Here is a 14,654-nt window from a genome sequence, read left to right as displayed (position 1 = left end):
ATTGCTACAGGAACTGGCTCTTACCGTTCGTCGTCGGTCGGTCGCCCCTGGGAAAGCAACGAGGACGTGCAAAATGATCAAATTCAAGATCGACGTGGAAGTCGACATGATCGCGATCCTAACGGCAGCGCTGATGCTAGCTAACTAAGCGCATACCCGTAGTGGTGAGCACTGGCCCGGCGGACTGATCATCCGACCGGGCCGTCTCTTTGAGTGCACGCCAATTAGCGCTTCAGCATGCCGCCCGGGCGCATCTGTGTTCGGAGTTCCCCGCCAATCATCTGTTTTGCGGCGATCTGAACTTGCTGGGCGATTTGCTGGGCGAGGGCGCGATTATCGGCCGGTGATCCGTTGGAGACCCCGCCGTTGACGTGAATGTCACCCATGATGAAGTTGCCGCCTTGCCCGCCGAACATGGGCGCCGTGCCGCCGCCTACCATGCCGCCATCCGCGAACCGGGGCGCCCGGTTGATCTGCTCCAAAAGTGCCCGGTGCTTGGCCGTCGAGGCCGCGTTGACGATGAACTCGCCCGGTGACACCCGCGCCAAAACGCCATCGTCACGCGGCCCGCCCGGTCCGGTAATCTCGCCGCCGTCGGCGAACTTCGGAATGATGCCGCCATCAGCGAAGCCCAGGCCACCGGACAGGCCCCGCATCAGCGGCTGCACGATGAGCATCTTGATTGCGGCCTCTTCGATCGCCCGGACGATGCTTTTCGCCATGCTGGCGAAGCCGTCGCTTACGCTCTTGGTGCCGTCCAGAATGTCGGCAAGGCCGCTGGTGAGGCTGCTCGACATGGTGTTGCCGATCGACCGCATGGCCTCATTGGTGCGCATCGCTTGCGCTTCAACGCTGTTGAGGGCGGTGGCAACGTCCGGATAGAGGCCCCTAAGCTGTTCAGCAATCTGAACGTCTTGGGGGGCGAGTAGGGCGGTTTGACTGCCCCGCCTGACTGACAAGGCCACGCTCGCCTTTTCCATGGCCTGAGTTGCCTTGCCATAGGCCTCAGTCACTTCCCCAATGCGCCTGCGCTGTTCGTCAGTAACGACGCCTTCGCCCTTGCCCGCCGCCGCATTGGCCTGCATCGCGACTTCCTGTAGCTGAGCCGCAATCTTGTTTTTCTCGCGGGCGGCGGTGCTCAGGTCGAGGCTCCGGGCCTCAGCATTCAGCGCGGCGGTGCGCTTCTCTATGTTGTCGGCGGCTGTGCCGAGCTTGTCCACGTTGCTGCCGGCGCTGATCTTGGTCGGCGCCGGGCCGGTGCCGCGCGATGTCGGAGCCTCTGGTCCTTCCGGAACGCCCCGCTCCGAAGCGTCGATCTCTGCCTGTAGCTGGTCGCGGCGCCGCCGCAAGGCGTCCTGGGGCTTCTCAGCTCCAAGCGCGTCATAGATCGACGCCATGCCCGGGATGTTCGTAACCTGGGGCAGGCCGCCAAGCGCGGTGCCGTTCTTGATGGCGTCATTGATCGCAGCAAGTTCATTCCGCTTGCGCGCCGTCTCGGACGTGAGACCAAGCTTATTCGACCATTCGACGGCCTTGGCGATGAGATCGACCGTTTCGGCCCAATAGCCCTTGATCGTGAGGAGCACCGACGCGAGATCGTCCCACGACGGCTTCAACGCGGTCGAAAGGCGCTGATGGGCCAACTGGAGTTGCTGATCCATCTCTTCCGCGCGCTGAACTAAGACGTTGCTGAAAATGCCGTCCGAATTCGCAGCGGCCTCTTTGATCGTCGCGAGCATGCTGTCGGCGGAGGTTTTGCCTTGCCGCATGCGGTCAATGAGCTGGCTGCCGAACATCTTCTCGCCCAGGTCATAGGCGGCGGCTTGCTGGCCGATGCTCTGCAACTGGATCATGGCCTTAAGAACAGCCTGAATTCGATCTTCCTGGGTCTTTGCGTCCCGGAACAGGACCAACCCTTCTAGGCGTTGGCCCTTCTCCATCGTCGCATTCAGAACCTGAAGCTCCTTTTCAACGTCGGTGATCTTCTGACCAGCGAAGTCCCATTCCCCGATGTCGATCGGCGACTTTTCATTAGTGGCGTTGAAGGCGTGCTCAAGGGCCGTTTCCAGATCGCTGGCCGAAACCTTGAGCTTATTGGCCTCCGAGGTGAAGCCCTGAAAGAAGGCGGGCGCGACGCCAACATTCTGAGACTTGTCCGCGAGATCGACCATGGTTTTAAGCTGGCCGCGCGCGCCTTCGATCGCCGCTGACATGAGCTTGAAGGATCCGACGACAAGCGCGGCCTTGCCAGCAACACCTAGGGCCATGCGCGCGGCGCCGCCGACAACCGTGTCGGTGATCGCGCTGTTCATGTCTAGAAACTGCTTTGCGATGTTGCGCGTCGCGGTGCTGGTCAGCGACGACGTTTGCCGTAGCTGTTCCCTTAGCTGTTCGAGGTCGAGCGAGACAGGAATATGCATTAGGCGGCTCCCGCAAAGAGCGCGGCTAGGATTCTGGTCGCAATGATGAGGTTTGGATTGAGCGGCTTTCCGCGAACATGCTCGCTGAGCAGCGCTTCAACGTCGCGCTCCGCCATGCCGCCGCCGATCAGCCCCAATTCAATCACGCGCTCAACATCGTCCGGGCTGTAGCTGTTATCTAGAAAGCGCGTGAGCACGACGGCTGGCGAATATCCGTTGATGCCGCGCCACGAGATCACGCGCCGAACCCACGCGTCGTTCAGGTCAAACGTATGGGCACTAGCCCAGGATTCAGTAGTCATTCAGAACCTCATTAACGGCGTCTTCGATCGCCTTTTGCATGTCGTCGCGCATAGCGTTGTAGGTGTTGAAAAAGAACGGCCGTGCGGGCTGTCGGCTTGTGCCGAATTCGAACCCTTCCGCGTAGTCATAGGGTTCGCCGCTGCCTTCGCGGACTTCCTTGGTCGTGAGCGGGCCTCCTGCCTGAACGATGAACTCAAGGTCATTGGAGCCGGGCGCCACAACGCACGACTCCTCAAGGTGGCCCGTTTCGTCGGGTGATTGCTCAAGGGATTGCAACGCCTCGCGCTGGGCCTGGGAAAGCCGTTCTGCCTGTTCGCGGACAACGGCCGATAGCTGCTCAGTGAGCTTGTCCGGTAGGGCTTCCAGAAAAGCTTCAAGATCGTCGCTCATTCCAGCACCAACATGTCGGCGGTGATCGCCGGGTTATCGAGGAAGGAACGGCCACTCTCGCCCGCAGCGGCACGCGACACGGCCATCCATGTTGCTGCCGCACCGTCGATCCGATCGGTTGATTTGGATTTTTGGATAATCCGGTTGTCGTTCGCGTCCTTATGGATGGCGACATTAGCGAAGTTCCAGCGCAACACCGGATGCCCGCCGTGGCGGAAGTTGCCGCCGATGATCGCCGCCTCAAGGGTGTTCAGCGCGGGCGATTGAGTGACCCAGCCTTGCCGGATGGTAACGACCGGAAAGCCTTCCTCTACCAGCGGCGCCATGACCGCTTGGGCATAGGCCACGTCAAACCCGATCTCTTGGACCTGAAATCGCTCCGCGAGCGAACGGATGTAGTCCGCCACGGCAGAGTTATCGATCACGTTGCCGGGGGTGGGCGTGATAAAGCCTTCCTTGGCCCAGGACACATAATTCACCCCGTCGAGGTCACCGCGCCTGCGAATGTCCTCTTCCGGGCAAAAGAAGTGCGGCAACACCGTGTAGGTGTCACCGTCACGGAAACAAGCGACGACCGACGAAAGATCCGTGGTCTTGGACATATCAACGCCAATCCAGCACGGTGCGCCGCGCAAGGCCTCATAGTCGATCGGCTCCGCGCCCCGGTCATATGTCGCCATGTCCACGAAGGGCGAGGTCGAATGATCTAGCCAGACGTTGAGCTTGTATTGGCGCAAGCTGTCGCGTTCGATTGGACTGTCTTTCGCCCGCATGACGTGCTGCCGATAGCCTTTGATGGACGGATAACCGTGGGCACTGCCGGGGTTGATCCGCTTCCAAAGCTCTTCGTCGGTGTAGTCACAATCCGTTGGCGCTTCGAATAGGACCGGGAGGCAAGTCGGGTCGTCGATCTCTCCACGCGCGATCTTGCGGGCGCGCTCGATTACTTCCCAGGCGATGCTATCCTGCCCGCGCCCGGCGGTCGTGGCGACGACAAGCAAGCTATTGTCGGTCTTGTCGAGGCCGTTGGTCAGCACCTTCCAAAGGCCATCGCCGCGCCACACATGGATTTCGTCGGCCAAGACGAATGCGGGGGTGCGGCCTTCCTTGCTGGGTGCATCGGCTGAAATGACTTCAACCTCAGTCCCGTCACGCGGATAGGCGATCTTTTTGGCGCTGTTAAAGGCGTCATAGACCTTCGTCACCGGGACAAGGTGCTTGGCGTCCGCCTGAACGATGCCGCGAGCCTCTTTGAACGCGATACCGGCTTGGCTGCGGTCGCTGGCAGCAAAGATCACTTCGCCACCGGAAACCCGTTCAGGGCCGATGGTGTGAAGCAGGGCCAGGGCAGCGGATAGGCTCGTTTTGCGGTTGCCACGCGGGACCAGGATCACAACCGTCGATACGATCCGGTTACCGCTGCCGTCGCGTGGCCCATAGATAGCGCGAACAATGCGCTCTTGCCACGGATCAAGCTGGAATTGCTTGCGGGGCAGGGTGGATTTCGGGTGCTTCAAAGACCTGAGCCAGCGGACCGCGCGCTCGCCATACCCCAACGGGTCCGGAATGGGCGAGTTGTCGTAAATCCAATGCGGATAGGTATCAGACGATGTTGAAAGGGTTTTCATCATCGTCCTGTTCGTCATTGTCGCGGACTGCCGGTCGCGATCGGGAAACGGGGGTCAAGCCGAGCTCGGCCGCGAGCTGGCGCGCCGTCACCATGGCCTTGTCCTGCATGCGGAAGAGCTTTGGATCGATACCGGCGCGCAACAGCTTCTCAAGCTCGCGGATGCGGCCGATCGCGATGCAATAGCTTTCGAGGCTGCCGAGATCGGCCGTTGTCAGGATGCGCCGTTTGGCAAGCTCCGGCATGACGCGGCGCCATTCGGCCTTTGCTGCCTTACCCAGCCAGGACGGCGGTTTGGTCGTGGCGTCCAGTGCAGCGGCATCGGCGCTGAGTTCGGGCTTCCGTCCGCGCATCAGGGCCTCGCAAACTCGCCAAAGTGCTCGCGCGCCGCCGTGGCATAGGCTTCCGCCGCCGCCTCTTTGGTCGTGAACGTTCCCAGGTTTAGGGTGCGATCATTCACATGAATGGATGCGCGGAAATTACCGTTCGGGGTTTCGCGAATGCCTTTGATGCCCAGCTTGTTTCGGGCCGTGCGGCCGTATGCTGTCTGCTTAGGCGAGGCCAATCGGAGGTTTCCCCAGCGAAGATTCGCCGGGTCCTTGTCCCGATAGCTCACGCTGCGGGGCGGCCACTCGTCGGTCATGTACAGCCAGGCCAAGCGGCTCGCGAGGTAGGAGCGGTAATCTACCGTGATATAAACCAAGCGATCGGACGGCCGCGCCCAGCCGACAGCTTTACCGTCCCGGATAAAGACGCCGCTTGCGGGGTCGTAGGTCAGGATTTCGCGAAGCCGATCTGCGGCAAGCTGTGGTTTTTGGTGGGTCACGCCGCAACCCTCTCGACACCGCGCCAAACGCTCGGCATTTTGTCAGCATGAACAAATTTTCTCACTGGCATGCCATTCTTCTTGGAGTATGCGCAGGCATATCCCTTTCGTTCTTTACTCTTCCCCTCTGGGTGGTCGGGCTTATCAGTTTCACACGCGATGGAAATCGTTCCGACTGGTTGGGATTTGTAGGAGCGATGATAGGAGCCATTGCAACGCTGGTGGCTGCCGGAATGGCCCTCTTTGCCGCTTACCGGACGCTCGCGCCCGTCAAGGCGCAGCTTGATCAACTCGTCAAACAAAACGACTACAATTTGTTCGAACGCCTCAGCGGCAGGGCAACAAGCCTGAACAACGAAGAAATTCTTATTCAGAGGGTTGCTGCTAATTGCCAAGTTTTGAGTAATGCTCTGGAGCCGTTTCAAGGAACTCAGCAAATTACTTATGTCACGTCCGCTGTCAGCGCACCCGTTGCTGCACTCCGAGTCGCAGTTGAAAGATTGCAAGACTCGGTGGTGGAAATTCAAAAACAGAGGGGCGAGGTGTGGGGCAATACAAACACCCAGGGATTGCGCAGGAGGTTCATCGATGTGGCTTTGATAGCTGCCGCGCATGGATTGGAGATGTTGACGACGGCGGAGGGGAATCAAAGAATGGCGCACATTCTCTTGAAGAAAGAAATCGAGCACTGGAAAACGCTGAATAAAGAGATTCACGAGTTCGGTAATCAGTTGTTCCAGTTGGGACAACTCGAATCGCAAAAAATCGGCAGGGCCATTGCCGAAGTTGAACAGAGGCTGTTTTAAACTCACGGTCCAACCCTCCGACAGATGAGGTCGAGGCCGCGGCGACGCCCGATCTCACTCATACCGATGATCTCGAATTGCTGGCCCTGATAGGTAACGCGGTTCTCCAGTGTGACGCCGTCCAGAAAGCGCGTCCGGAAGGTCAACGCTGCGTTGGTGGTCTCGCCGCGTTGGCCTTCCTGCGTGTCGCTGGCATTCTTCAAGAGCTGGGCGCGCATGGTCGCGACCGTCCTCCAGTCCCGGATTGGCGTGCCGTCTATGCGGCTGATCGCGGTGACTGCGCGCTCAATGACGATGAGGCGATCGAGGTTACCGGCGCGCATCAGTTTGCTTTCATGATGCCTGCGACGGTGACCACGCCATGGCTATAGGAGCCGTGCGGGTCGCGCATGAACCGGGTCTGCGTCACCATCAGGTCGTGACAGGTGAAGTTATCCAGGGCCAAGACGCCGCTAACCTGGGCGTCAACGCGCAAGGCCTCAACGATCGCGCCAACGGCTTGCTTGCACCGGACCAGACCCGGTTCCTGAAACCAAACGTGCAACGTCGCGTGGGTAGTCGAGTCCCAACGCCGGAAGATGGTTTGACCCTCGCCGATCTGGACGCACGGCCTGCGTTCAGGGCGTCCATTGGCGTCAATGATCGCGTCGGGATCAACAAGGGCCGCAAGCTCTTCGGACGCGATCAGGCGCGCCCGGATGGCCTTTTGCAGGTCATATGAGGGATCAGAAGCGGTCATTATCCGAAGCAAAACGCGCGGTAAGGGGCCAAAAGATCGATGAAACCGAACGGCAATTCCTGGGCGGTGACACCCACAAGCGAGGCTTCCCGGTTCTGGTAGAGATGCGCCGCCAATTGCAGCACCGCTTCGTTCACCGGGGCCGGGGTGCCGTCCGTGTCCACATTCGAGGCTGTATAGGCGCCAACCCACGCCTTTGCTGCCGCCAGCTTGTCAGTAAGCAAGGCGTCGTCGGCGTCGATCGTGACGTTCAGGTGGGCCTTGGCTTGCTCCAAGGTGATACCGGGCATGGTCAGAAAAACTCCAATTAGACGCTCTCTTGTGCGACCCGGGGGCACCGGTCGCGGCGACTTTCTGCGAACATTTCGACCACCCCCGGGGTGTCTGTCTCTTCGAACACGTAGCTGCCGATTCGCTTGCGGAAGACACGCAATGCGCCATCGATCGAACAGACGAGCTTGTAGAACTCACTCTCTAGTATAGCGCCGCGCGTTGGCTTGGTGCGCTTGCGTGCAGGCATGGTCAGGGTCTGCTCGACAGACCAACCGATGTTGAGGCGGCGATAGATTGCCTGCACCGGAATGCCGGTGCGGTTGGACCACTCACGGATGGTGAGGGTATGACCATCATGTGTTAGGCGGCGGACTGACATTCGGTGTTCCTGCTAGTTCTGCGGCGGCGAGGTGCGTCGGTGGTAAGGGGTTGATCGTGCTGAGCGGCCTTAGCGACAAGATCGGCCGCGTAGGACCGCAAACGCATGGGCTCTAGGCCTGCGAGATTGCAGACGACGGTGAAATCCTTGTTGGGCTTGGTCAGCCAATCGCGGGCGTTCAGTTGTTCAATCCGGCGCCACTTGAACTTGGTCGAGAGCGGCTCTGTTGCGTCAATGACCGCTTGCTGGATCACGGCACACCACAATTGCTTTTCGCTCATTGCTGGCGCTCCCTCGATTGCTTGCGGCTCGCGTGGCAAGGGGAGCTGGCGAGCGGCTGCCAGTTGGAGCGGTCCCAGAACAGCTTCATGTCGCCGCGATAGGGAACCTTGTGGTCGACGCAATCCGCGATGCGACCGCAGCCGCATGCACAGAAGCGGTTCTGAGGTAGCGCAAGGAATTCCTTGCTCTCGCGGCGCCACTTGGAGTCGTAGCCGCGCTGGTGTGCGGTGGGCCGGAGGCGATCGGCTTCAGCCTTGCGTTTGACCTGACAGGGGCACAGCTCGCCTGCCCAAACGAGCTTGCCGCAGCTACAGACGCGACGGGGTTTGAAGGGCATTAGCGTTGGCCCCTACCGATTGCGTTGATCTCTTTCCGGAGATCAGCGGGCATGCCTTTGGTTGCGTCGATTGTCTCGGTGTCGTCGCGCTTGCCGAAGATGGCGGCAAGCATCTGAACGCGGCCTTCCTTGGCGTTGATGATCTCTGCCGGTGTCGCGTTCCAGGTCGCTTCGGGGGTCCATCCGAGCCAGCCGGTGCCGATCTGGTAGAGCTGGGTGAAAGATTCTTCAAACGAGATAGGCTCGCTGGTTTGCGGTTCGTCGTCGCCCTTGTCGTTGGCGCCGCACAGCACGGGGATGAATGCAAGCAAATGGTCGATCACTTCCGGCGCCAGCAATTCCGCAATCGACGGCTCGCGGTATCGGTGACCGGCTTGCGCTGCGTCGATCAGGTCATTGATAGCGGTTAGATTGCCTTCGCGGATTGCCAGATAGAGAGGCTGAAAGCCGTCATATTTCTCATTAAGACGGAATGCCGCCCGCAAAGACGGGCGCAAGGCCAGTGTCACGCTTGGAGACAACGTGAGGACCAATTCGTCATATGCGAGCGGCATAACCATTAGGGCTTGGTCGACCTGATGACGATTGCGGCCTCGCTCAGCAACGGCTTGCCGCCGACGCGACGACGCCAGCGAACCTTGACGATACCGTTATCGGCGCCGGTCAGGTCATCGGTGCGAACAGCGAGGCCCACGCGGTCAACAATCTGGTAAGCGGAGGCCATGTCGCCAAAAACCACTGGATAAGTCGTGCCGGTGGTCGCTGGCAAAAGGCTCATGTCGATCGACTCATAGACCGGGCGCCCCAAGAGGGTCGGGGGCGTGCCGTTGGCGAGGCCGTCGGACCAGATCGGCCCTTTGGTGCCAATGACGATATCCGCCATCTTACGAATGAGGCCCATGGTCTCCCGGCGCATCATCCAAGAGCCGTTGGCCGCATAGGCGCCGGGCAACTTGTAGAATGCGTCAATCAGCGCCGTGACGATGTCGGAGCCATCGGCCGCAGCGTTGACGAATGCATAGTTCGCGGGCGTATTGAGCAGGCCGGTCGGCTTGCCGTTGCCGTCACCGATCATGAAGGCCTTGGCTTCCACCTTGCCGGTGATCTTGGCAATATGGCCCGCGACGAACGAAAGCAGGTCGATATCCGCGTCTTCCAGCAATTGCTGGCTGATCGGGATATAGCGGGCATTTTCGAACGTCTTGATGTTGAGCTGGCCGAATACCGGCTCAGTCGCGGTGCGGTTGCCGGTTTCCGTAACCCAGCCTTCGCCGTCCGCGTCGGTTTCCAGCGTCGGGATATAGACCTCGGTGGTGCCGATGGTCATGGCGCTGGCGAGACCGCGAAGCGGCGAATACTGGCGCACTTTTTCCAGCACGCTCTTGCCGTATTCCGGACTGACGACGTAACCGCCCGCCGTGGTGGTGCCAAGATTGAGCGTCTTGCGCTCAAGGTCGTCGAGGGCGCCGACACCACCGCGCAGATACTTGTTCAGCGCCTTGGTTTCGATACCCGGCTCATTGTCGTTAGCGGCCCGACCGTTGGGCCGATTCATCTTGGCCTCGATACGATCCAGGCGCTCGGTGAGCTTGGTGTTGTCGTTGGCGGCCATCTTCGTGTTGAGGTCTGACTTCAAAGCCGCCAGTTCCTTTGCGACTTCAGCAATCGGATCGTCGGCATCGCCGGTGTCCTTGAATTCCAGTGCGTTCGCAGTCTTCATTGGGTAGTCAAAGCTCCTTGGACTATAGGCATTGCCGGAAATGCCGGATGAGGTCGGCCACGGCACGCGCCGCGTCGTCGGATTTCGTGCCGGTGACCCGGGCACGCGGATGGGCGGGGTTGCGCACAATCGACGTTTCGAACACGTCAAGCGCCGTGATGAGGCGCCGTGAGCCTTGTTTGACTGCGGCCTTAGTGCGGAAGCCAATGCTGAGACCCTTGGCGATCTCGCCTTTGATCATAGCGAGCACAGAGCGGGCGCGCGGGCGGTCCATGTGGAGCTTGCCCTTCACGATCAAGCCTTCATCGGTTTCTTTCACTTCCGTCCAGGTGCCAATGAGGTCGCTGGGGTCGTGGTTGAAAAGGATCGGCATGTCGCTGACAGCGATGTTGAAGGCGCCTTTTTGAATAAGGTCGCCGTAGCTGTCCGGCCCCGCATTGAACGGCCAAGCGATGCCGGTGATCTCTCCTTCATCGCTCACGCTCAGCCTTGCTTTGATCTCAAGGCGATCCATTTAGGAGCGGACCCAATTGCTGACTTTGGTCAGGTTGGCATCGGTCCAGGTGTTGGTCTGGGTCCAGGTGTTGATGCCGTCCGTAAACCAGACGGTCGCGAGCGTGCCGTCAGCGTTGTAGGTCAGGTTTTGCGGATAGTTGCTCGGATTGATCACCGCGCCCGTGCTATCGAGCAAATTGCCGAAGCCTTTGATGGGCAGCGGGTTGGTGTCGCTGATGGGTGTGCCGGTAGCGAAGCTCACTTAGTCGTTTCCTTTCTCGTGGGGATTGCCGCACAGCGTCCGCTCAAGGACCTTCGCGGCGAGTTCGTATGATTCGATGAGGGGCCGGCCTTCGACGTAGGCCACGACCAATTCATGGGCGCGCTTAGCGCTCATGCCGCCGCCGACGAGAGCGAGGCGGATGGTTTCGTTGATGTCGGCCTGGGCGAAGTTGCGCGCGAACAGACGATTGGCGATGGCGCCGATACCGGAGCCGCACTTGACTTGAAGCTCTTCGATCTCGCGCTTGGTGAGGCGGAATGTGTGTTCGCCATCGGCAAAAAATGCGATGTACGTCATGCTTCGTTGCCCCAATATGCAGGGTTTTCGCCGAAAGCCTCTTCGATCGATCCGGCCGAATTGGCGTAAACGCTGATGTCTTCGATCTGAGAGGCAACGGAGATGGTGATCCCAGGTGTCAGCACTTCCCCATAGATCAGCGGAATGGCGCTGCCTTGCTGGCCCGCCTCGCCCTGGGCAGCACCGGAAACCGAAACGTCATTGGAGCCGCCGGTTTGTTCGGAGGTCTTGGTAAGCAGCGTGGAGGCGCCGGAGAGGGCGAGGCCCACGCCAACCAGGGCGATGTTGCCCCACGTCATGCCGCTGAGGAGGCCAGTCGAGGCAAGAGGTGTTGCGAGTGTGCCACCCGATGCAAATACCGCGACGCCGACGAGCGCGGTGCCGAGAATGAGCTTTGTGGTACCCTTGGCAGTCTGGGTCTGGGCGCCGGAGGCAACAGGGATGAAGTGCAGATTTGCAGCGCCGAGCCGGAGGCTGGTCAGTAGCTCAAGGTCTAGCTCCATGCCTCGGTCAAGATCGCCGCGCACAACCCGGTAGGAGCCGCCTTCAAGCGCTTTCAGAAATTTGCCCGGGAATGCACAATTGAAGGCGCGGACGGCTTCAGCCGCCGTGTCGATCTCGAAACGGAAGCTCTCACCGAATTCGTCACCAAGGGCGCCGTGCAAAAATACAGTTCTCATGCGGCCTCCGCCTGAACGTTGCCGTTGAGCTTGCCGCCCTGATGCGCCGAGCTGGTATTGGGATTTTCAAAGACGTCGCCGCCCTCATAGGCCGGGTAGCCAAAGCCGAGTTGCCGCGCTTCGTTCGGGTTCAGAATGCGAGCGGAGACGGTGGCGCTGAGCGCTTGGGCACGCGCGAGAAGATCGGCGCGGGCGAAGCCATCAACGTTGAATTCGATGCAATATTGCTTCCGCTCTTCCGGGGTCAGAAGCTTCAACTCAAGCTCTTGCTCGAAAGACTTGAGCCGGGGCAGCAGAGCTTGCGATAGGAACTCTTGGCCGATGGCTTCAATCGACCGGGGCTGAGCACGATCGACTTGCATCAGCATGTGCAACGGGACGCGCCAGAGCCGCGCGATCTCCGCAACTGCATATGTGCGCATCTCCAGAAACTGCGCATCGACGCTGTTGAGTGTCAGGGACTGCCAATTGAAATCGGCGGGCAGAATTGCGGTCCCGCCGGACTTATTGCCGCCGTGGGCAGCATTCCAAGCCGTGGCAACCTTCGCGATTGCTTCCGCCGTGGCATTGCCCTTTGATGTGAGAACACCGCTGGGGCGGGCGCCCTTGCCGAACAGCCGCGCGGCGTGACGTTCCAGGACCAGGGCGAGAGCGATGGCCTCGCGGCCTTCGCCAACCAAGCCCTTGCGTGGATCGTAAGCCGGGGTCGGGAGATGGATCAGGTCCGCGCCGTCGATCTCGCGGCCATCAAGCTTGTAAGTCGGCTCAATGTCGGAATCGTCTACAGCAACCGGATTGGTTCGGGGATCAAGGCGGATCAGCTCAGCGGGTTTGCCGCCGTCGACGCGGTTGATCAGCGCAAAGCCGCCATGGGGCTGCAACAGCGCGTCGGCCATTAACTGGGTACGGAATAGCGCAGCGGCGCTAAAGCTGTTCGGCGCGTCATGCAAGAGGCTGTAGAGCGGGTGCTCAGGCGCTTTCTCTTTGCCGCCGTCCGGAAGCCGCTCGTAAATGTGGAGGGGCAGCGAACCGGCTGCTTCGCTGATCGACCGCACGGCACATGCGACGGGGGCGCACGACATGGCCGAATAGGGCGTGACGGACACGCCCGAAAGGGTGGGGCTCGCGCCGAACATCTCGACAAGCCAAGGCTCAGGCGAGGAAATGCCCGACTTGGTTTCAAGGCCGATTAGTTGTTTGAGGCGCGACGTAAGAGACATAACCAAAAGGGGTTGCGCGTCCGCTGGATTGCGGATGCGTGGTGTAGTTCCCCTTTGTGTGCTCTGAAGTCGGGATCACGTTGCTCGCGTGCGATCACCGACGCAATTATGATCTCACACGCTTTCGAATTGCGCAAGCGAAAATTCGGATTTGTCGCATTTGTATTATTGTAGACGCAACGCCAAGGCTCCGGAGGAGTGTTAATCAGGCCCCGGTCAGCCGGGAAATTTACAGGTGGGTATAAGGGCTGACTTACATCAGAAATATTTTCGGCACCTAACCTCCCGATATGACGCGCGGTCGATATCAGCACCAGCTTACATCTTCGTCTTTAACGAAGTCGGGCGCTTGTCAGCGGTCCGCAAATCGATTCATCTCGGTTCCGTTGCATCATCAACATGGGGCTGACATGACTGAGGACTATCTGCCGAATTCCCTTTACGCGATCATTGTCGAGCGCGTGACCAAGGTTGCCGGGCAGGATGACGTTGAGCTGATCAAAATCGCTATGGGGCCGCTGCTCAATGACCGTCCCGGACTGGCGGAACGGCTTGCCCGCCTAGAGCCGTGCCCGTGCACCGGGCGGATGACCGGTGATCAGGTCAAGCACTGCCTCGGTGAGCATGGCGACTATTGGCCGAAGGAAATCTATGGTGCGGCACTGTTGGCGGCGGTCGAGGGCTCAGCGGTTTGCTGAGCACGAACCAATTTGTGAAGAAGGCGCAGGAAATCGCGCCTCCTTATTGAAAGCTTGCGCTCGGTGAGGTTGAATACGATTCGGCAGAAGCCAGCAATTGAATCCGCAGACAATTTCAATGCCCAAAGCATATGACGACGACGAGATTATCTACAGTCAAGACGCGCCCAAATTTGCATTTGGTGAGGTCATCGCCGCATTGTCAGCGTTGTATGTCTTGTGCATTGCTTCTTTCAATGCCGGCTACTTCGCCCGCCTGAAAGGGCAGTTTTTACAACTTTTTTCGTTTGCCGATCTGATCGGATCAAATATTGCAATTCTCCAGTATCTGACCGTCGCTATTGGTTTCTACGTAATCCTGTCGTTCTATCTCTCCATCCTGCCCGGGGACGCTGCTGGCAATCTTGAGCGTTGGGCTCTCAAGAATTGGAACGCTCTTAACACTTTAGAGGTGCCCTACAACATTCTGGCGGTGATCGCTCTCCTATTCATCCCTTACGTGCTGGGATCCATGATCGAGAATTATAGCTTCACGCTGGCATTGTTGCCGACAGCTATTATTCAGGGTGTCTTTTTGCTCAGCCTTTGGACGGGATTTCAGGAAGGCACAACCACTTTTAAGGCTTTTGCTATTTGGACCGTGATAGCGGCCGCGAACTTTTCCTACTCGTCGGGAAGCTTTTGGGCCGCTAGCGAAATCTCGGAGCCGCGTAATCAGCAATCTCTGATGCTGGCAAGTGGCACATGTATTGACCGGATAATCCTTCGGACCAACTCTTCTGGCTTCCTGCTCTATAACTTCACGCTGCATCAAACGGAGTTCAGAAGTAAAGACGACGTGCGCACCGTGTTTGAGTCAAAATCTTGCACCTGAATTGT

The 14,654-nt window shown here is 59.3% G+C and carries 22 protein-coding genes; 3 read left to right on the top strand and 19 right to left on the bottom strand.

The window, feature by feature from the left end; translation table 11 throughout:
• Positions 1 to 224: 224 nt before the first annotated feature.
• Genes BM118_RS03625 through BM118_RS03600 form a run of 6 tightly spaced genes read right to left on the bottom strand, consistent with a single transcriptional unit; the run spans position 225 to position 5,566 of the window.
• Positions 225 to 2,420, bottom strand: a complete 2,196-nt coding sequence (locus tag BM118_RS03625; RefSeq protein ID WP_092182296.1) for a phage tail tape measure protein — start codon at positions 2,418 to 2,420, stop codon at positions 225 to 227.
• Entirely contained in the window at positions 2,420 to 2,722 is a 303-nt protein-coding gene (locus tag BM118_RS03620; RefSeq protein ID WP_092182294.1) for a GTA-gp10 family protein, read from the bottom strand. Before BM118_RS03620 ends, BM118_RS03625 begins: the two co-directional genes overlap by 1 nt.
• On the bottom strand, positions 2,712 to 3,113 hold the full coding sequence (locus tag BM118_RS03615; protein WP_092182292.1) for an HK97-gp10 family putative phage morphogenesis protein: 402 nt from the start codon (positions 3,111 to 3,113) through the stop codon (positions 2,712 to 2,714). The genes BM118_RS03620 and BM118_RS03615 overlap by 11 nt, the downstream gene beginning before the upstream one ends.
• Entirely contained in the window at positions 3,110 to 4,741 is a 1,632-nt protein-coding gene (locus BM118_RS03610; RefSeq protein ID WP_092182291.1) for a terminase large subunit, read from the bottom strand. Before BM118_RS03610 ends, BM118_RS03615 begins: the two co-directional genes overlap by 4 nt.
• On the bottom strand, positions 4,716 to 5,093 hold the full coding sequence (locus BM118_RS03605) for a phage terminase small subunit P27 family (RefSeq protein ID WP_092182290.1): 378 nt from the start codon (positions 5,091 to 5,093) through the stop codon (positions 4,716 to 4,718). Before BM118_RS03605 ends, BM118_RS03610 begins: the two co-directional genes overlap by 26 nt.
• Positions 5,093 to 5,566 carry an HNH endonuclease gene (locus BM118_RS03600; protein WP_092182288.1) on the bottom strand — a complete coding sequence of 158 codons (474 nt, stop codon included), beginning with the start codon at positions 5,564 to 5,566 and terminating at the stop codon, positions 5,093 to 5,095. Before BM118_RS03600 ends, BM118_RS03605 begins: the two co-directional genes overlap by 1 nt.
• A 47-nt stretch (positions 5,567 to 5,613) precedes the next feature.
• On the opposite strand from BM118_RS03600, the gene BM118_RS03595 reads away from it, so the two are divergent.
• Positions 5,614 to 6,372: a hypothetical protein gene (locus BM118_RS03595; RefSeq protein WP_143099416.1), complete on the top strand. Its 759-nt coding sequence runs from the start codon at positions 5,614 to 5,616 to the stop codon at positions 6,370 to 6,372.
• Between the two features lie 2 nt (positions 6,373 to 6,374).
• On the opposite strand, the gene BM118_RS03590 is transcribed toward BM118_RS03595, so the two are convergent.
• From BM118_RS03590 to BM118_RS03530, 13 genes are read right to left on the bottom strand one after another with little or no spacing between them, the layout of a single operon-like run.
• The gene (locus tag BM118_RS03590; protein ID WP_092182284.1) at positions 6,375 to 6,695 is read right to left on the bottom strand and encodes a phage head closure protein; all 321 of its coding nucleotides are present in this window, start codon (positions 6,693 to 6,695) and stop codon (positions 6,375 to 6,377) included.
• Positions 6,695 to 7,111 carry a DUF3168 domain-containing protein gene (locus BM118_RS03585; protein ID WP_092182282.1) on the bottom strand — a complete coding sequence of 139 codons (417 nt, stop codon included), beginning with the start codon at positions 7,109 to 7,111 and terminating at the stop codon, positions 6,695 to 6,697. Before BM118_RS03585 ends, BM118_RS03590 begins: the two co-directional genes overlap by 1 nt.
• Positions 7,111 to 7,401 (bottom strand): head-tail connector protein, encoded by a 291-nt coding sequence (locus BM118_RS03580; RefSeq protein WP_092182280.1) that lies wholly within the window; start codon positions 7,399 to 7,401, stop codon positions 7,111 to 7,113. Before BM118_RS03580 ends, BM118_RS03585 begins: the two co-directional genes overlap by 1 nt.
• Positions 7,402 to 7,418: 17 nt before the next feature.
• Positions 7,419 to 7,763, bottom strand: coding sequence for a hypothetical protein (locus BM118_RS03575; protein ID WP_092182278.1), 345 nt, complete (start codon positions 7,761 to 7,763; stop codon positions 7,419 to 7,421).
• Positions 7,745 to 8,044: a hypothetical protein gene (locus BM118_RS03570; RefSeq protein WP_092182276.1), complete on the bottom strand. Its 300-nt coding sequence runs from the start codon at positions 8,042 to 8,044 to the stop codon at positions 7,745 to 7,747. The genes BM118_RS03575 and BM118_RS03570 overlap by 19 nt, the downstream gene beginning before the upstream one ends.
• A complete protein-coding gene (locus BM118_RS03565; protein WP_092182274.1) occupies positions 8,041 to 8,382 on the bottom strand; it encodes an HNH endonuclease in 342 nt (113 codons plus the stop codon). Before BM118_RS03565 ends, BM118_RS03570 begins: the two co-directional genes overlap by 4 nt.
• A complete protein-coding gene (locus BM118_RS03560; protein ID WP_143099415.1) occupies positions 8,382 to 8,942 on the bottom strand; it encodes a phage tail assembly chaperone in 561 nt (186 codons plus the stop codon). Before BM118_RS03560 ends, BM118_RS03565 begins: the two co-directional genes overlap by 1 nt.
• Complete coding sequence (locus BM118_RS03555) at positions 8,942 to 10,102, bottom strand: phage major capsid protein (RefSeq protein WP_092182270.1); 1,161 nt, start codon at positions 10,100 to 10,102, stop codon at positions 8,942 to 8,944. Before BM118_RS03555 ends, BM118_RS03560 begins: the two co-directional genes overlap by 1 nt.
• A gap of 22 nt (positions 10,103 to 10,124) precedes the next feature.
• Complete coding sequence (locus BM118_RS03550; protein ID WP_092182268.1) at positions 10,125 to 10,616, bottom strand: HK97 family phage prohead protease; 492 nt, start codon at positions 10,614 to 10,616, stop codon at positions 10,125 to 10,127.
• Positions 10,617 to 10,859 (bottom strand): hypothetical protein, encoded by a 243-nt coding sequence (locus BM118_RS03545; RefSeq protein WP_092182266.1) that lies wholly within the window; start codon positions 10,857 to 10,859, stop codon positions 10,617 to 10,619. It abuts the gene before it with no gap.
• Positions 10,860 to 11,177 (bottom strand): gene transfer agent family protein, encoded by a 318-nt coding sequence (locus BM118_RS03540; protein WP_092182264.1) that lies wholly within the window; start codon positions 11,175 to 11,177, stop codon positions 10,860 to 10,862. It lies immediately after the preceding gene.
• Positions 11,174 to 11,857, bottom strand: a complete 684-nt coding sequence (locus BM118_RS03535) for a tail assembly protein (protein WP_143099414.1) — start codon at positions 11,855 to 11,857, stop codon at positions 11,174 to 11,176. Before BM118_RS03535 ends, BM118_RS03540 begins: the two co-directional genes overlap by 4 nt.
• Positions 11,854 to 12,993 carry a phage portal protein gene (locus BM118_RS03530; RefSeq protein WP_244550043.1) on the bottom strand — a complete coding sequence of 380 codons (1,140 nt, stop codon included), beginning with the start codon at positions 12,991 to 12,993 and terminating at the stop codon, positions 11,854 to 11,856. The genes BM118_RS03535 and BM118_RS03530 overlap by 4 nt, the downstream gene beginning before the upstream one ends.
• A 494-nt stretch (positions 12,994 to 13,487) precedes the next feature.
• Here BM118_RS03530 and BM118_RS03525 point away from each other — a divergent pair, with 494 nt between their 5' ends.
• Positions 13,488 to 13,775, top strand: a complete 288-nt coding sequence (locus BM118_RS03525; RefSeq protein WP_092182258.1) for a hypothetical protein — start codon at positions 13,488 to 13,490, stop codon at positions 13,773 to 13,775.
• A 118-nt stretch (positions 13,776 to 13,893) separates the two neighbouring features.
• Positions 13,894 to 14,649, top strand: a complete 756-nt coding sequence (locus tag BM118_RS03520) for a hypothetical protein (RefSeq protein ID WP_092182256.1) — start codon at positions 13,894 to 13,896, stop codon at positions 14,647 to 14,649.
• The last annotated feature ends 5 nt before the right edge of the window (positions 14,650 to 14,654 follow it).

It is taken from the genome of Bradyrhizobium sp. cf659, assembly GCF_900113725.1.
Taxonomy (GTDB): Bacteria; Pseudomonadota; Alphaproteobacteria; order Rhizobiales; family Xanthobacteraceae; genus Bradyrhizobium.
This window is presented reverse-complemented; position numbering and strand designations above follow the sequence as displayed.